The organism is Ruegeria pomeroyi DSS-3, from assembly GCF_000011965.2.
Taxonomy (GTDB): Bacteria; Pseudomonadota; Alphaproteobacteria; order Rhodobacterales; family Rhodobacteraceae; genus Ruegeria_B; species Ruegeria_B pomeroyi.
The window spans coordinates 528,829-545,726 of the sequence record NC_003911.12 but is presented as its reverse complement, the minus strand read 5'-3'; the positions used below and the strand labels follow the sequence as shown (position 1 = coordinate 545,726).

The window sequence follows — 16,898 nt, the reverse complement described above, 5'->3', positions numbered from 1 at the left end:
CATCAGATCACCCCGGTCATCACGACCAGGAACAGCAAGGCCGCAGGGGCCAGGGACAGGCCCAGCGCCCATTTGGGCGCGCGGTTGGCTATCGCCAGAACAAGCGCCGGGATCACGAAAATCGCGGTGGCTCCAATGCCGACGGTGAGAAATCCAAGCGCCATGCCCCGCCCAGCCGCATCCATCGAGGCGTTGACGGTCCCGACCCAGGCCCAGCCATAGAGGAGGACATAGGCGAGGGAGATGGCAAAAACGGCGATACGCATGAGGGCAAGTTATACGACGGTCGCGGGCCACTGCCAAGATTTAGGTGGCGGAGATGGACAGGACCCATGGGCCAACCCTCTTTCATCACGCCCGGTGAAGGTTCTGACCGTTTCACGCAGGCTGCATCCCCCGCGTAGGGTGGGCAGTCCTGCCCACCACCCGATTGCGTCAACCGTTGGTTAACCGGTTTTCCCGATCCTGGCCTCATGCCAAACTACCGTCGCGCCCGGATCGCCGGAGCCAGTTACTTCTTTACCCTCGCGCTGGCCGACCGGTCGTCCACGCTGCTGACCGAGCGGATCAACGACCTGCGCCATGCCTATGCGCTGACCATCCGGGAGGCGCCGATTGTCTGCGAGGCCTTCGTCGTGCTGCCCGACCACTTGCACGCGGTCTGGACCCTGCCGCCGGGCGACAGCGCGTTTTCGGAGCGCTGGCGCAAGATCAAGCACCGGTTCTCGCGGGCGGTGGGCAGAACTGCCCACCCTACACACCGGTCCGAGAGCAAGCGCGCAAAACGGGAATGCGGCATCTGGCAGAGACGGTTCTGGGAACATTTGATCCGCGACGAGGACGATTTCCGGCGCCATGTGGAATATTGCTGGGGCAATCCGGTCAAACACGGGCTTGTGGATCGGGCGGTGGATTGGCCGTTTTCAACAATCCATCGCGATATCCGGTTGGGCCGGGTCGATGCGCAATGGGCGGGCCGCCCGACCGAAGGTGCGTTTGGCGAGTAGTGTAGGGTGGGCAGTTTGCCCACAAATGCGGTTGTTAGGGCAATATGCGATGGTGGGATGGTGGGCAGAACTGCCCACCCTACGCTTGCTACGCTTGCTTCTAGACGGCTTCCGCTCGCCAGGTGAAACGTTGCAGGGACTGTTTCTGGTAATTAGGGCTGTCAGCCCATCTGAGGATGTTTCCCTGCCAGCAATGCTCGAAATCCCTGATCTTGAATTCCGGAAGCCGACAGATCTGCAGTTCCAACACGGGCGGGCGTTTGTCCGTCGCCACCCCCGAACCCTTGAATATGGCGCGCTTGATCTCACCATGCTTTGCTGAATTGTCGAAATAACCAAGCGACCTGGAGGCGGCCATGAAGAAGGGTTTTTCGTGGTCGGGCTCGATCTCGGTCCAATGGAAGCTATCCGAGTCGGGATCGCCGTTGATTTCGAGTACGATCCTGAAGGGAGAGGATCGGCTATGAAGCGAGAGAGTGTACTTCATTCGCAGCAGCTCCTTGTTGCAGCCCCGCCGACAGGCGCGGGAAACCGCCCCTGCGTGCGCAAAAAAGCGTAGATGAGAAAACAACCCAATGTTGTGTTTCGAGGCGATGTTATCGCCATTAAGGATGCAAAGCGTTGATCCCGATCAATTTCGATTGTGCGATGAGCGAGAGCGGCAGCCTGACAGGCAGCGACGCGAAGGCGAGGCCTACCGCCCCCGCCGCTTCACATTACCGCCCCGCTGCCCCGGTCGTCCGGCGGTACTCCGGCCCCGGGATTTCACGGCCTGCTCCGAGGCGCTCTCGACCGCCCATTGCCGGGCCATCGGGTCGTCTGACACCGCCAGGTCGACCGCCTCCAGCCGCTTGACCTCGTCGCGCAGGCGGGCGGCCTCTTCGAATTCCAGGTTCTCGGCGGCCTTGCGCATGTCGGCGCGCAACCCGTCCAGCACCGCCTCGAGATTGCCGCCATGCAGCGGCTTGTCGATCTTGGCGGTGACGCGGGACATGTCGGTGTCGCCCTTGTAGAGGCCGGCCAGCACGTCCTCGACATTCTTTTTCACCGTCGCGGGGGTGATCCCGTGTTCCTCGTTATAGGCGATCTGTTTGGCGCGGCGGCGGTCGGTCTCGCCCAGCGCGCGCTCCATGCTGCCGGTGATCCGGTCGGCATACATTATGACGCGGCCCTCGGCGTTGCGCGCGGCGCGCCCGATGGTCTGGATCAGCGAGGTTTCCGAGCGCAGGAAGCCCTCCTTGTCGGCATCCAGAATGGCGACGAGGCCGCATTCGGGGATGTCGAGCCCCTCGCGGAGCAGGTTGATGCCGACCAGCACGTCGAAGGCGCCAAGGCGCAGGTCGCGCAGGATCTCGATCCGTTCCAGCGTGTCGATATCGGAATGCATGTAGCGGACCTTGATCCCCTGTTCGTGCAGGTATTCGGTCAGGTCCTCGGCCATGCGTTTGGTCAGCGTGGTCACGAGCGTGCGGAAGCCCTGGTCGGCCATCTTGCGGACTTCGTCCAGAAGGTCGTCGACCTGCATTTCGACCGGGCGGATTTCGACCTGCGGGTCGAGCAGACCGGTGGGGCGGATCACCTGTTCGGTGAACACGCCGCCCGATTGCTCCATCTCCCACGCCGCGGGCGTGGCCGAGACAAAGACCGATTGCGGGCGCATGGCGTCCCATTCCTCGAACTTCAGCGGACGGTTGTCCATGCAGCTGGGCAGGCGGAAGCCGTGTTCGGCCAGCGTGAACTTGCGCCGATAGTCGCCCCGGTACATGCCGCCGATCTGGGGCACGCTGACATGGGATTCATCCGCAAAGACAATGGCGTGATCGGGAATGAACTCGAACAGCGTCGGCGGCGGCTCGCCAGGGGCGCGCCCCGTCAGATAGCGGGAATAGTTCTCGATCCCGTTGCAGACACCGGTCGCCTCGAGCATTTCCAGATCGAAATTGGTGCGCTGTTCCAGCCGCTGCGCCTCCAGCAGCTTGCCCTCGCCCACCAGCTGATCCAGCCGCTGGCGCAGCTCCTGTTTGATGCCGATGATGGCCTGCTGCATGGTCGGTTTGGGCGTCACATAGTGCGAGTTGGCGTAAACGCGGATCTGGTCGAACGTATCCGTCTTTTGCCCCGTCAGCGGATCGAACTCGGTGATCGCCTCCAGTTCCTCGCCAAAGAAGGACAGCTTCCAGGCGCGGTCCTCCAGGTGGGCGGGCCAGACTTCCAGACTGTCGCCGCGCACCCGGAAACTGCCGCGCTGAAAGGCCTGATCGTTGCGCTTGTACTGCTGGGCGACCAGATCGGCCATGATCTGGCGCTGATCATATTCGCCGCCGACCTTCAGGTCCTGGGTCATGGCGCCATAGGTCTCGACCGAACCGATGCCATAGATACAGGAAACCGAGGCGATGATGATCACATCGTCGCGCTCCAGCAGCGCCCGCGTGGCCGAGTGGCGCATGCGGTCGATCTGTTCGTTGATCTGGGATTCCTTCTCGATATAGGTGTCCGAGCGCGCCACATAGGCCTCGGGCTGGTAATAGTCGTAGAACGAGACGAAATATTCCACGGCGTTATCGGGAAAGAACCCCTTGAACTCGCCATACAGCTGCGCCGCCAGTGTCTTGTTGGGGGCCAGGATAATGGCCGGGCGCTGGGTCTCTTCGATCACCTTGGCCATGGTAAAGGTCTTGCCGGTGCCGGTGGCGCCCAGCAGTACCTGATTGCGCTCGCCCTCGTTCACGCCCTGCGTCAACTCTGCAATGGCGGTGGGCTGATCGCCCGCCGGCTGAAACTCGGTCTGCATGACGAACCGGCGACCGCCCTCCAGCTTGGGGCGGGCCTTCACGTCGGGCGCGGGGGCATGCATCAGCGCAGCAGACTTGTCGGAATGGGCATCGGGCATCGGGGGGATTCCTTTCGTCCCCGATCTTGGTCTGTTTTTGTTCCGGTTCAAGGGGGTGCGTCCGGCTGATGCCGGAATCTGGCATCAGGGGGTGCGCCGGTGCGGGATAGAAGGCGGGCCGCCGCTGATTCCACGCTGTGCGCAAAACCCCCGATACGCAGCGAGAACCGCAACGGTCGCGACGCTTTTCAGCGGAAGACGGCGTTTTTTCATGGGTCTCGGGGATTTTTCCAGCCCTATAAAGAGGATGCGCCTCGCAATGGCGGTGGCGGCGCGCGGGCCTGTCTTTGGCTGAGCAAACCTATTTCGGAGGCGGGCGAGTGGTGAAACAGGTGCGGGTTGCGGTGATCGGCGGCGGCGTGGTCGGCGTGAGCGTCCTTTATCATCTGGCCCGGCTGGGCTGGACAGATTGCTGCCTGCTGGAGCGCACGCAGCTGACCGCCGGATCGACCTGGCATGCGGCGGGGCTGTTGCCGCTATACTATCCGAACCAGACGATGAGCCTGATCAACAAGCACTCGATGCAGCTCTATGCCCGACTGCAGGCGGAGACCGGACAGCCTTCGGGGTTTCATCAATGCGGCCAGCTGCGTCTGGCCACGGATCACGACAGGCTGGACGAATACCGCGCCTATCTGAGCTTTGCCCGCTATCTTGGCATCGACTGTGCGCTGATCACACGCGAAGAGGCCCAGAAACTCTGGCCACTGGCCGATCTGGGTGATGTGATCGCTGCCCTCTATCACCCCGGCGATGGTCATATTGCGCCCGCGGACCTGACCCAGGCCATGGCAACCGGCGCGCGCGGGATGGGGGCGAAGATCCATCTGAACACCGAAGCGACCGCAATCTCGCGCACCGCGTCTGGCGAATGGCTGATTTCGACACCCAATGGCGACTTTCTGGCCGAACATGTGGTGACGGCCACCGGGAATTATGCCCGCCAGACCGGAGCGATGGTGGGGCTGAATGTGCCCTCGATCCCGGTGATGCATCAATATGTGGTGACCGAAACCATCAAGGAATTCGCGGATCACAACAGGGCCGGCCGGCCTGAAATGCCGGTGCTGCGTGATGACAAGAGCCGGTTCTATCTGCGGCAGGAAAACGACGGGCTGATCCTGGGGCCTTATGAACCCAACCCGAAGAGCTGGGCGATCAACGGCGTGCCTCCCGGTTTCGGGGCCGAGCTGATGACGCCCGATTACGACAGTCTGGAACCATTCATCGAAGGCACGCTCAGGCGCGTCTCATCCTTTGCCGCCGCGGGCATCCGGACCGTGGTCAACGGACCCATCGCGCATACGCCGGATGCCTTTCCGCTGGTTGGCCCGGCGCCGGGTTTGCAGAACTACTGGCTGGCCGAGGGAATGGTGGCGGGCATCTGCTATGGCGGCGGCGTGGGCCGGTATCTGGCCGAATGGATCACCGAGGGGGCGCCGACGATCGACATGTGGCCGGTCGACCCGCGCCGCTTCAACGGCCATGCAGGCAAGAACCACACCCGTTTGAAGAACGAGGAAACCTATGGCCATATCTTCGACATTCACTATCCGAACCTGGAAATGCCCGCCGCCCGGCCCGGCAAGACCAGCCCCTGTTACGACAGGCTGACCCGCGCCGGTGCGGTCTGGGGTGTCGCAGGTGGGTGGGAGCGCGCCCGCTGGTTCGATGCAGAGGGCAACCGCACGCCCGAGACCCTTACCTTTCGCCGCTCGAACGCCTTCGAGGCGATCGGGGCGGAATGCCGGGCCATCCGCAACGCGGTGGGCCTGATCGACTTCACCAGCTTTGCCAAGTGGGAGGTCTCCGGTGCCGGAGCCATGGCGTTCCTGGACCGCGCCCTGGCAAATGCCATGCCCAAACGCGACGGCCGGGTGACCCTGGCGCATGCGCTGGACGAAAACGGGCGCTTTTGCGCTGAATTCACCGTTGCCCGGCTGGCCGAGGACCGGTTCTACATTTGTGGGCCGGCCTTCAGCGAGGTGCATGACGACCATGTCCTGCGCAGCCGCCTGCGCCCTGCGGACGCGGCCACCCTCACCAATGTCAGCATGGGCTGGGGCTGTTTCACCGTGGCCGGGCCGAAATCGCGTGAACTGCTCTCGCGGATTGTCGACGCGCCGCTGGAGAATGACAGCTTCAAGTGGTTCGATCTGCACGAGGGCGAGGTCGGCTGGGCCACGGATGTCCGGTTGATGCGGGTCAACTATTGCGGCGAGTTGGGCTGGGAACTGCATCACCCGATCGCCTTTCAGCATCACATCCTCGACCAGCTGGAGCAGGCGGGCGCCGATCTGGGCCTGCGCCACGTCGGCATGCGCGCGCTCGACAGCCTGCGGATCGAGAAATCCTATCGTGCGGTCGCACAGGAACTGACCACACAGAACACGCTGCACGAGCTTGGCCTCGGGCGTTTCATCGCCACCGGCAAGACCGGGTTCATCGGCGCACAGGCCGTTGCCGAACGCGTCGGCAAGGAGAGCGTGAAACTGGTCACGCTCGAGGTGGATTGCGAGGCGGGTGGAGTGGAACCGGCGATGAACCAGGCGGTGCGCTGCGGCGACAAGGTGATCGCCCTGACGACCTCTGGCGCCTATGGTCATTTTCTGGGCAAACATCTGGCAATGGCCATCTTGCCCCTGGATCATGCGGCCGAGGGCACACGGCTGAGCGTCGAAATCCTTGACGAACGCTATGACGCGGTGGTGATTGCCGACAGCCCACACGACCCCGGGAACCTGCGCCCCCGCGCATGAAGGAGCAAAACCGTGAACACAGCCCAGCCTGATTTCGATCTGATCGTTGCCGGTGCGGGCATGGTCGGCATGTCCGCCGCGCTCTATGCCCAGATGGATGGGCTGAAGGTGGCGCTCTGCGATCCGAACCCGCCCGGATCGGGAACCACCTATGGGTCGGCCTGCACCATCGCCACCTATGCCTGCATTCCGGTCAACAGCCCGGCGATTTTTGCCGCATTGCCGTATCTGCTGACCAGCAAGGACAGCCCGCTCAGCTTCAACCTGCTGCACGGGTTGAAGAACCCGTGCTGGATGCTGTCCTTTCTCGCCAATTGCCGCGCAGCCAGGGTTCGAAGGATCACCGAGGCGCTGGGGCGGTTTCTGGCCGATGCCGATGCGGGGCTTGACCCGTTGATCATGGCAGCCGGGGCCGAAGACCTGATCGTCAGCAATGACTGTCTCTATGTCTGGTCAACCCGGGCCGGATACGAGGGCGCGCGCGCCAGCAATGCGCTGCGTCGGGCCCAGGGGGTGCGCTTCGAGGAGCTTGGCCCGGACGAGGTGCGCGCGATGGAGCCGAACCTGAAACAGCCCATTCACCGAGGCCTGCATTTCAAGGGCGCACGCCATGTGACCAGCCCGCAGGCCCTGGTTGGCCGAATGCAGCACCGGTTCGAGACACTGGGTGGAACCTACCTGCCCGCCCGGGTCGAGCGTTGCGATCCTGACGAAGGCGGCGTGACGGTCCGGCTGAACGACGGTGGCACGCTTCGCGCCGGGCATTTCGCCCTCACTGCCGGGGCGCGCTCGCGGCAGATCGCCGGCACCGGTGCCGAAGGCCTGCCTCTGGGAACCGAGCGCGGGTACCATATTCTCTACCGCGATCACGCCAGCCTTGTGTCGCGGCCGGTCGGCTGGGCCGAGGCCGGGTTTTACGCAACCCCGATGGCGCAGGGGCTGCGCATCGCCGGGACCGTGGAAATCAACGCCATCGACGCGCCCTTCAACACCAAGCGTACAGATTACCTGCAGCGCAAATCGCACGAAATGTTCGGCCAGCTTGGCGCACCCGACGAAACCTGGCTGGGGCATCGCCCGACGATGCCGGATTCGCTGCCGGTGATCGGGCCGTCCCCATCCTCGGATCGGGTGATATTTGCCTTTGGTCACCAGCATATCGGCCTGACCCTGGGCGGTCTGACGGGCAAGGTGGTTGCCGATCTCGCCCAACAGCGCTCGCCGACATGCAACCTCGGCGATTTTGCGCCGCAAAGGTTCACGTGAGCGCGCTTGTGCGTCAGCATCAAGGTCGCACCCGGACTCTTGAAGCGGTTGAACACCCTTTCAAGGATGCGTTTGTTGGTGATCTGTGCCCCTCAACCCGCGGTGTTCCGGCCGGACAGGGGAAGGCTGGGATCGACTTCGGCCAGGAGCACTATGCCACCGGGATGCCGAACAGGGGGCGGTCCTTGGGTGAGGGGTCGCCAAGCCGTGCATGGTACTGAAGCAGAGGTATGAAAAGAATGAGACGACAGCGTAAGCCCGGCGCCTGCCGAACGCGGGTTGAACGTTTCGCGCGCGTTCGCGCACCACAGTAGCGACTACATGTCGCCGGTTTCGGCAAAGCCTGCCATGTCTTTGATTTTTAGGAGATTACCATGGCGGACCGAGGAGGATTCGAACCCCCGACCCCTTGATTCGTAGTCAAGTACTCTATCCAACTGAGCTATCGGTCCGCTTGGTGAGGGGCTATCTAGACTTTAGGCTGGGAGGGCGCAACCCGATTCTGCGAAATTCTCTCAAAAAGTTTCGCCGCCTTTCGGGAGCCTTATTTCAAAGGCGGTTCCGCTCGGGCCGCTGTCTTTCAGAACCAGCGCACCGCCATGGCCACGCACCAGTTCGGCGGAAATCGCCAGGCCCAGGCCCGAGCCGCCCTTACGCACACCGCCCTGGAACGGGGTGAACAGGTTCTCGCGCGCCTTGAGGGGCAGTCCCGGGCCGGTATCGCGCACCTCGATCACCCAATCCGCCTCGGTCTCGTGGCCCGAAACCGCGACCAGACCGGCCTGCCCGGTGGCCTCCAGCGCCTGACGTGCATTGCGCACCAGGTTCATAACAACCCGGAACAGCTGTTCGGGATCGGCCCGCGCGCTCAGCGTCTCGGGCACCTCGTTGACGATCTCGATCGCGCCCTCGCCCAGCGCCAGCCGCTCGCTGGCGACCACATCCTCGGCCACCATATGCAGGCGGACCATGGTCAGCATCGGCGAGGGTTCCTCGGCCCGGCCAAAGGCCAGCGTGCTCTCGCACAGCGACACCGCCCGCGTGATCGAGTTGACCAGTTTCGGCGCCATCCGGCGCACCAGCGGGTCCTCGCTTGTCTCGATCCGGTCGGTGAACAGCTGAGCCGAAGTCAGGATATTACGCAGATCATGGCTGACCTTGGCCACCGCGCCGCCCAGCTGTGCCAGCCGCTCGCGCTGGCGCAGTGCCTGGGTCAGCTGGCGTTGCAGCATCTGCAGGGCTTCCTCGGCCTCGCGCAGTTCGGTCACGCCGGAATTGGGGGTGATGATGCCCCGCACATCCTCGGGCGCACGGGCATAGCGTTGCATATAGTCGACCACGCCCCGGATCGGCCGCACCAGGATCGCCCGCACCGCAAGGAACAGGAAAAAGGCGGTGATGATCGAGATCACCAGCGACAACAGCAGGATACGCGCGCCATAGTCGATCATCGCCATCCTGAGCGGTTGGCTGTCCATCGTGACCTCGATCAGCAATCCGGCCTCCTTTACCGGTTCTCCGATCACCCGGATGACCTCGTTCTCGGACATGAAGAAGCGCAAGAGCGCATCGCGCATCAGGATCCAGGGCGAGGCCTGGCGCAAATCATAGCTCTGCCCGATCTGGCCGGGAATCGGAGAGCTGAGCATCAGCTGCCGCACCTCGTCGCGGCGCAACACCACGTTATAGACACCGGCGTTTTCCAGCAGCTCGGTCTCGAGATCGGTGGCCAGCATGTCATCCGCCAGCAGCGCCAACGAGGCGATCTGCGCCCGTTCCAGCCGGTTTTGCAGGAAATCCTGCCGGAACCGCGCGATCGAAGGCACAAAGATCAGCACTTCGGCCAACATCACGAAGGCGACCGTCAGGATCAGAAACCGGCCCGAAAGCGAGTTCAGCATGATGTCCTTTCCGTCAGGGAAGCCAGCGCTGCACCAGCCCGACGACCCGTTTCACTGACTGATTTTCAAACAGGCGCGGCGAGAAATAGGCCCCCGCCGCACGCTTGCTGATCTCGCCGATGGTTGGATATGGCGACACCATCGCGGCAACCTGACTCATCTTCAGGTTATTGGCCAGCGCCAGCGACCACAAGTTTGCATGTTCCCCGGCCTGATGGCCGACGATTGTGACCCCCACCGGGCGGCCCCGGACCACCATCACCTTGATGAACCCCTCGGTGCGGCCTTCAGCTATGGCGCGGTCGTTGTGGAGATAGTCGAACCGGGCCACCTCGACCCTGTCGCCGTGTCTGTCGCGGGCCTCCGCCTCGGTCAGGCCGATCTGGGCCAGTTCCGGGTCGGTATAGGTGGCGCGCGGGATATGGTCGGTCCGCGCCTTCGAGGGCAGGCCGAACAGGGCCGAGCGCAGGATCACCCCGGCCTGATATCCCGCCACATGGGTGAACTGAAGGCCACCCGCCACATCGCCGATGGCATAGACGCGGCGGTTGCTGGTGCGCAGCGACGCATCGACCCGGATGCCTGTCCGGGTGGTCTCGACCCCCGCCGCATCAAGGTTCAGCCGGTCGGTACTGGCCTTGCGCCCGACCGCAACCAGCAGATGGCTGCCGGCAAAGATTCGGCCCTCGGCGCTCACCACCTCGATGGCGCCGGCCCGGCCGCGTATCTGAGCGGCGGCGGTGTCCTCGGCGATCTCGACCCCTTCGGCGCGCAGACGGGTCAGCACCAGCGCGGCGGCCTCGGGATCCTCGCGGTTCAGGGCGCGGGCGGCCTCGATCACGGTGACCTTGCAGCCCAGCCGCACATGCGCCTGCGCCATTTCCAGCCCGATGGGGCCGCCGCCAATGATCAGCAGATGGTCGGGGCGTTGGCGCAAATCAAACAGGATCTCGTTGGTCAGATAGGGCACGCTGTCCAGCCCTGGTATCGGCGGGATCAAGGGGGTCGAGCCGGTGGCGATGACGATGCGCCGGGCAGCGATCAGATGCGCGCCAGCCTGCACCTCGGTTCGCGAAACGAACTGCCCGTATTCGCGGATCACCCGCACGCCCAGCCCCTCGAACCGGTCCTGACTGTCGACCGGTGCGATCTGTGCAATCACCGCGGCGACGTGATCCTTCACGGCGGCAAAATCCACCTGCGGTTCCTGCCCGGCCACGCCAAGACCGGCATCCGTCATACGGGCATGCGCCGCCTTGGCGCTGGCGATCAGCGCCTTGGACGGGACGCAGCCATAATTCAGGCAATCGCCCCCCATTTCATGCCCTTCAAGCAGCACCACCCGCGCGCCCATCTGGCTGGCACCCGCAGCCACCGACAACCCGCCGGAACCGGCGCCAATCACCAGCAGGTCGGTTTCGATCCGCTCCATCATTCGCCCTCCGGCTTGCCGCGCAGGGCCTTGATCGCGATGGGCAGCGCCGCCAGCAGGCACAGACCCAGAATCGGCCCGATCACGAAGGGTTCCCGGAACAGCGACAGATCGGGGCTTTCACCTCGGTCGAATACGCCGCCCAGCCCCACCCCGATCCAGGTGAACACGATCGCCCCGGGCACGATGCCCAGCGCCGTGGTCAGCACATAGTTGCGCAGCTTTACCCCCACCAGCGCTGGGATCAGGTTGGCGGCAAAGAACGGCACCGCAGGCACCAGCCGCAGCAGGAACAGCACCTCGATCTCGTTGCGCCGCAACCCCTCCTTGAGCCGTTTGACCGTGCCCTCGGAGGCCTCGAGCCGCGCGGTCAGCATCGCCCCCAGCCCGGCGCGGGCGGCCAGAAAGATCGCCACCGCCCCGATTGTGGCGGCGACCACGTTCAGCACGGTGCCGACCGCCAGACCGAACAGGAATCCGCCGGTCATCGAGGCGACCGCAGCACCGGGCAGGGAAAAGGCCACGATCAGCACATAGGTCGCGACAAAGATCGCGGCCAGCGCAGCGTAATGCGCCTCGCGATAGGCCAGCAGCGCCTGGCGATTCGCCGCCAGCGTGTCAAAGCTGAGATAGTCGCGCAGGGTGATGGCCCCGATCACCGCGATCAGCACGATCACGATCAGCGGCAGATGGCGCAGCAGGCGCTGCGGCGCGGGTTGGGCGGTTTGGCGCATCGGATCCGGCTTTGTTTCTGGGTCTGGTTTCATTTGCCCCAAGATGCAGACCCAAGCCGCCAAACAACAGGGTATTCACGCCCGGTTGAACGCAAAGGGACAAAAACGTGAGAAAACCGGCCGCCGCAGCCGGAAACTGAAACCTTTCCTCTGGCGGACGGGGTGAATTTGTTGCAAAAGCCCGCAAAACCCCTCTCAGAGGGTTTGACTTGCCCGGCCACTGGCATTAGAGGACGGGCTTCGACAGACACACGGGTGGCGAATCCGCGCCGCGCCCGACCGCAAGAAATTGGAGTACGGAGCGATGAAACGCACCTATCAGCCTTCGAACCTGGTTCGCAAACGCCGCCACGGCTTTCGTGCGCGCATGGCCACCAAGGCCGGCCGCAAGATCCTGAACGCACGCCGCGCGCGTGGCCGCAAGGAACTCAGCGCCTAAGCGCTGCGACCCGTTCTGACGGATATGACACCGCCGGAGGCCCCCACGGATGGCACCGCCAGCCCCGGGGAAATGCCTCCGGCGGTGTCCGTTTGCGCATCATCCGGAATATCGGTCCTGCGCAAGCGCAGCGATTTCCTGAAGGCCGCTCGTGCGCGTCGCCAGGGCGCGGGCTCGATGATGGTGCAGGCGCGCAAGCGTGACGCGGGCGAGGCCGAGGGTATCCGTGTCGGGTTCACCTGCTCCAAGAAGGTCGGCAACGCCGTGGCGCGCAACCGCGCCAAGCGCCGCCTGCGCGAGGCCGCACGGCTGGTCCTGCCCGACATGGGCCGCCCCGGCTGGGACTATGTGCTGATCGGGCGCCCTAGTGACACCGCGTCGCGCCCCTTCGACGGGTTGCTCGACGACCTGCGCCGGGCGCTGCGCAAGCTGCACGCGCCCAAACCCTGATCCACTGCAATTCGTCGCACCGCGCTTGGCAGTGACGGTGCCGCCCCCTAGATTGGCGCCATGACCCCGCTCGCCCACATTCTAGCCCTGCCCGTGCGCGCCTATCGGCTGATCTTTTCGCCCTGGGTCGGCTTCAACTGCCGCTATCAGCCCACCTGTTCCGCCTATGCGCTGGAGGCGCTGGAGAAACACGGTGCCCTGCGCGGCAGCTGGCTGGCCGCGCGCCGGATCGGGCGCTGTCACCCGCTGGGTAGCGACGGCTATGATCCGGTCCCCGAGCCCAAAGACCGCAAACCGCCCCACAGCCCGGCAGGGTAGCGGGGCGCGCGCCTTTCCGCCGATTCGCCAGCGCGCGGCGCAATATTTTCTGCCCCATCTTGCAGCGCCCCGGTCCCGCGCACAGGTATCAGACGCGGGCGAGCACCGCTTCTCCGGGATATCTGAAATTGGAATACCTCTCTATCGCCGCCGGGCTGATCGGTCTGTTTCTAGGGGGCGAGGCATTGGTGCGTGGCAGCGTCGGGCTGGCCCAGCGCCTGGGCCTGCCGCCGCTGCTGATCGGGCTGACCGTGGTCGGCTTTGGCACCTCCACGCCTGAATTGCTGGTTTCGGTCGATGCAGCGCTGCGGGGTGTACCTGATATCGCCCTGGGCAATATCCTGGGATCGAACATCGCCAACATCCTGCTGATCGGAGGCATCACCAGCCTGATCTGGCCCATTCGCGGCAAACCGGTCGGGCTGTGGCGTGATCTGACGGTAATGATATTGGCGACCCTCGCATTGACGCCGATACTGCTGGGCGGCCAGGTGATCCGGGTCGTGGGCCTTGTGCTGCTGCTGTCCCTTGTCGCCTATCTGGTCTGGTCCTATCGACAAGCCGGCGGCCCTTGCGCCGAGGATACGGAAACCGACCTCCCCGACGTGCCCGCCCGCCCCTTTGTTGCCCCTGCTCTCATTGGCGCGGGCCTGCTGGGCCTGATGATCGGCGCGCGGCTGCTGGTCGATGGCGCGGTCTCGGTCGCGCAGGGGCTGGGTGTGTCGGATGCCTTCATCGGTCTGACCATCGTTGCCGTCGGCACCTCGCTGCCCGAACTGGCGACCTCGGTCATCGCCGCATATCGCCGCCAGTCCGAGATCGCGGTGGGCAATATCGTAGGTTCGAACATCTTCAACGTTCTCGGCATCCTGGGGGCCACCGCCGTGATTGCGCCGATTCCTGTGGCGTCGCGCTTTGCCCTGTTCGACCTGCCGGTCGCCCTGGCCGCCGCGGTCACCTTCAGCGTGCTGCTCTTGTGGCGCGCGGGCGTCAGCCGCGGCGCAGGGGTGCTGTTGCTGCTGGCCTATGCCGCCTATGTCTGGGCCGCGCAGGGCTGAGCGCGACGCTTGCCCGACTGGCACAAACACTGTAAGGCGCGCCCATGCTGGACGAGAACGAAGACATCCATCCGCTTTTTGCCGGCGCCCCCGCGACGACCGAGTTCAAGAAGCTGCGCAAACGCATCGTGCGCTACACGCGCGAGGCGATCGAACAATATGGCATGGTCGAACGCCGCGCCGATGGCAGCACACCCAAATGGCTGGTCTGTCTGTCCGGCGGCAAGGACAGCTATACTCTGTTGGCCGTTCTGTACGAGCTGAAATGGCGTGGCCTGCTGCCGGTCGACCTGCTGGCCTGCAACCTCGATCAGGGCCAGCCCGGGTTTCCCTCGACAGTCCTGCCCGAATTCCTCGACCGGATGGGCGTGCCCAACCGGATCGAGTATCAGGACACCTATTCGGTGGTCGTCGACAAGGTGCCCCAGGGGCGCACCTATTGCGCGCTCTGCTCGCGGCTCAGGCGCGGAAATCTCTACCGTATCGCGCGGGAAGAGGGGTGTTCGGCTGTGGTGCTGGGCCATCACCGCGACGATATCCTGGAAACCTTCTTCATGAACCTGTTTCACGGCGGCCGTCTGGCGACCATGCCGCCCAAGCTGGTCAACGAAGAGGGAGATCTGTTCGTCTTTCGCCCGCTCGCCCATGTGGCCGAGGCCGATTGCGAGAAATTTGCACGCGCGATGAACTATCCGATCATCCCCTGCGACCTGTGCGGCAGCCAGGACGGGCTGCAGCGCCAGCAGGTCAAACAGATCCTCGACGGCTGGGAGAAGAATCGCCCGGGCCGCCGTCAGGTGATGTTTCGGGCGCTTATGAATGCGCGACCATCGCACCTGCTTGACCCGAAACTCTTCGATTTTCAGGGGCTTGAGTTGGGGTCCCGTGAAAAAGGTGAAAATTTTGGGGAAATTCCGCTGCTGCGTTAACGTCTGACTCAGACTGGTTTCCTACGGTCCAACAAGGCGCGCGTTGCGCCCTGCGAAAGGCCAGTAGACCCGATGCGGATAAAACCGTCCCTGACCCGAATTCGAAACGCTGTCGTGCCGGTGCTGACGGGCCCGCCAATTCTGGCCTTTTTGCCGGCTGTCACGCTTGGGGCCTTCTGGCTGGGCGGAGAGATCGCCTTGCTGCTGATCTCGCTGGGCCTGCCGCTGATGTTTGCCTTTGCCGGGGCCTTTGGCAAATGGCCGGTGAACCACCAGTTGCCGCGCGACAGCGTGACCGGGCTGATGCTCAAGGACGGGTTCGAGGGGGCGCTTACCCATATCCATGCGATGGCGGCCGAGACAGATCGCAAGTCGGCCTGTTTCATCATCGAACTCGACGATTATGCCGACCTGGTGGATCATCACGGACAAGAGGCCGGAGATCTGGTCGCATTGCGCAGCGGCGAGCGGATTCTGTCGGCAGTGCGCAACAATGACGTGGTCGCGCGGCTGGGCGACCGGCGCTTTGCGGTTTGTCTTGCCCCCGTGCCCCAGCTCGATCTGGAGCTGTGCATTCAGTTGGCAGGCCGTATGCAGAGCGCGGTCGAGGATCCGATCTCGCTCGATGGGGTGGCCATTTACGTGTCCTGCTCGATCGGTTTCTGCCAGAACCGCCGCGCCCCCGGCAGCAGCGCGTCGGACTGGCTTGACGCCGCCAATGTGGCGCTGGCAGCGGCGCAGGGTGCTGGCCCCTCTGCGATCCGCGCCTATGCGCCGGATATGGAGCGCCGGCCAAGCGGCGCACCGGATCTGCGTGACGAGATTCAGGCGGCGCTGGAGAATGGCCAGATCCAGCCCTGGTACCAGCCCCAGATCTCGACCGATACCGGCAAGGTCACCGGGTTCGAGGCGCTGGCGCGCTGGAACCACCCGACCCGTGGTCTGCTGGCACCCAATTTATTTCTGCCGGTGATCGAAGAGGCCGGCCTGATGGAACGGCTGGGGCAGGTGATGCTTTATCACGCCCTGACGGCGGTCAAGGCCTGGGACAGCGCCGGGGTCGATGTCCCCCGGGTCGGTGTCAACTTCGCCTCGGACGAATTGCGCAATCCGGGCCTGGTCGAACGGGTCCAGTGGGAGCTTGACCGCTTCGACCTGACACCGGACCGGCTGTCGGTGGAGATTCTGGAAACCGTGTTCTCGAACACGCCCGATGACGTGATCACCCGCAACATCGCCGGATTGGGCAAACTGGGCTGCCGCATCGATCTGGACGATTTCGGCACCGGCCATGCCTCGATCGCGTCGATCCGCCGCTTCGACATCTCGCGCATCAAGATCGACCGGTCCTTTGTGATGAAGGCCGACCGCGACCCGGAGCAGCAGCGCATGATCGCCGCCATCCTGACCATGGCCGAGCGGCTGGAACTGGAAACCCTGGCCGAAGGGGTGGAAACGGTCGGAGAACACGCGCTTCTGGCGCAGCTCGGCTGTGACCATGTACAGGGCTTCGGGATCGGCAAGCCGATGCCCTTTGATCAGACCCTGGACTGGATCGCCCACCACGATGCCAAATTGCAGGATGCCCCGAGGATCGGCCGCGAAACCGGCTGAACCCGGTCGAACCGCCCTTGCAACGGCGTTTAGCACACGACCGAGGGCCGATTCCGCTTGACCTTTGTGCCATCACTCTGTTGAACCCTGCGTGGTCT

General features: G+C 64.1%; 15 protein-coding genes and 1 tRNA gene. 9 read left to right on the top strand and 7 right to left on the bottom strand.

The window, feature by feature from the left end:
* Positions 1-2: 2 nt before the first annotated feature.
* Complete coding sequence (locus tag SPO_RS02765) at positions 3-266, bottom strand: hypothetical protein (protein WP_011046305.1); 264 nt, start codon at positions 264-266, stop codon at positions 3-5.
* 207 nt (positions 267-473) lie between these two features.
* Here SPO_RS02765 and SPO_RS02760 point away from each other — a divergent pair, with 207 nt between their 5' ends.
* Positions 474-1,007, top strand: coding sequence for an REP-associated tyrosine transposase (locus SPO_RS02760; protein WP_011046304.1), 534 nt, complete (start codon positions 474-476; stop codon positions 1,005-1,007).
* A gap of 100 nt (positions 1,008-1,107) precedes the next feature.
* On the opposite strand, the gene SPO_RS02755 is transcribed toward SPO_RS02760, so the two are convergent.
* Together SPO_RS02755 and uvrB are read right to left on the bottom strand one after the other, a co-directional pair.
* Positions 1,108-1,494 (bottom strand): hypothetical protein, encoded by a 387-nt coding sequence (locus tag SPO_RS02755; RefSeq protein ID WP_044027855.1) that lies wholly within the window; start codon positions 1,492-1,494, stop codon positions 1,108-1,110.
* A gap of 207 nt (positions 1,495-1,701) precedes the next feature.
* Positions 1,702-3,900 (bottom strand): excinuclease ABC subunit UvrB, encoded by a 2,199-nt coding sequence (uvrB, locus tag SPO_RS02750; protein ID WP_011046302.1) that lies wholly within the window; start codon positions 3,898-3,900, stop codon positions 1,702-1,704.
* 320 nt (positions 3,901-4,220) lie between these two features.
* Here uvrB and SPO_RS02745 point away from each other — a divergent pair, with 320 nt between their 5' ends.
* Complete coding sequence (locus SPO_RS02745) at positions 4,221-6,659, top strand: GcvT family protein (RefSeq protein ID WP_044027853.1); 2,439 nt, start codon at positions 4,221-4,223, stop codon at positions 6,657-6,659.
* A 12-nt stretch (positions 6,660-6,671) separates the two neighbouring features.
* Complete coding sequence (locus tag SPO_RS02740; protein WP_011046300.1) at positions 6,672-7,925, top strand: NAD(P)/FAD-dependent oxidoreductase; 1,254 nt, start codon at positions 6,672-6,674, stop codon at positions 7,923-7,925.
* A 375-nt stretch (positions 7,926-8,300) separates the two neighbouring features.
* On the opposite strand, the gene SPO_RS02735 is transcribed toward SPO_RS02740, so the two are convergent.
* The 4 genes from SPO_RS02735 to SPO_RS02720 form a co-directional block, all read right to left on the bottom strand.
* Positions 8,301-8,377: transfer RNA gene (locus SPO_RS02735), tRNA-Arg, on the bottom strand.
* Positions 8,378-8,440: 63 nt separating this feature from the next.
* The gene (locus SPO_RS02730; RefSeq protein ID WP_011046299.1) at positions 8,441-9,826 is read right to left on the bottom strand and encodes a sensor histidine kinase; all 1,386 of its coding nucleotides are present in this window, start codon (positions 9,824-9,826) and stop codon (positions 8,441-8,443) included.
* A 13-nt stretch (positions 9,827-9,839) separates the two neighbouring features.
* A complete protein-coding gene (locus SPO_RS02725; protein WP_011046298.1) occupies positions 9,840-11,258 on the bottom strand; it encodes a dihydrolipoyl dehydrogenase family protein in 1,419 nt (472 codons plus the stop codon).
* A complete protein-coding gene (locus SPO_RS02720; RefSeq protein WP_044027851.1) occupies positions 11,258-11,992 on the bottom strand; it encodes a TVP38/TMEM64 family protein in 735 nt (244 codons plus the stop codon). Before SPO_RS02720 ends, SPO_RS02725 begins: the two co-directional genes overlap by 1 nt.
* Before the next feature lie 304 nt (positions 11,993-12,296).
* Here SPO_RS02720 and rpmH point away from each other — a divergent pair, with 304 nt between their 5' ends.
* The 6 genes from rpmH to SPO_RS02690 all read left to right on the top strand — a co-directional run bounded on the left by rpmH (position 12,297) and on the right by SPO_RS02690 (position 16,800).
* Positions 12,297-12,431 carry a 50S ribosomal protein L34 gene (rpmH, locus tag SPO_RS02715; RefSeq protein WP_008554144.1) on the top strand — a complete coding sequence of 45 codons (135 nt, stop codon included), beginning with the start codon at positions 12,297-12,299 and terminating at the stop codon, positions 12,429-12,431.
* 24 nt (positions 12,432-12,455) lie between these two features.
* A complete protein-coding gene (rnpA, locus tag SPO_RS02710) occupies positions 12,456-12,881 on the top strand; it encodes a ribonuclease P protein component (RefSeq protein WP_011046296.1) in 426 nt (141 codons plus the stop codon).
* A gap of 60 nt (positions 12,882-12,941) precedes the next feature.
* The gene (gene yidD, locus SPO_RS02705) at positions 12,942-13,199 is read left to right on the top strand and encodes a membrane protein insertion efficiency factor YidD (protein ID WP_011046295.1); all 258 of its coding nucleotides are present in this window, start codon (positions 12,942-12,944) and stop codon (positions 13,197-13,199) included.
* Positions 13,200-13,327: 128 nt separating this feature from the next.
* The gene (locus SPO_RS02700; RefSeq protein WP_011046294.1) at positions 13,328-14,257 is read left to right on the top strand and encodes a calcium/sodium antiporter; all 930 of its coding nucleotides are present in this window, start codon (positions 13,328-13,330) and stop codon (positions 14,255-14,257) included.
* 44 nt (positions 14,258-14,301) lie between these two features.
* Entirely contained in the window at positions 14,302-15,186 is an 885-nt protein-coding gene (ttcA, locus tag SPO_RS02695; RefSeq protein ID WP_011046293.1) for a tRNA 2-thiocytidine(32) synthetase TtcA, read from the top strand.
* A gap of 72 nt (positions 15,187-15,258) precedes the next feature.
* Positions 15,259-16,800 carry a putative bifunctional diguanylate cyclase/phosphodiesterase gene (locus SPO_RS02690; protein ID WP_011046292.1) on the top strand — a complete coding sequence of 514 codons (1,542 nt, stop codon included), beginning with the start codon at positions 15,259-15,261 and terminating at the stop codon, positions 16,798-16,800.
* Positions 16,801-16,898 lie beyond the last annotated feature (98 nt).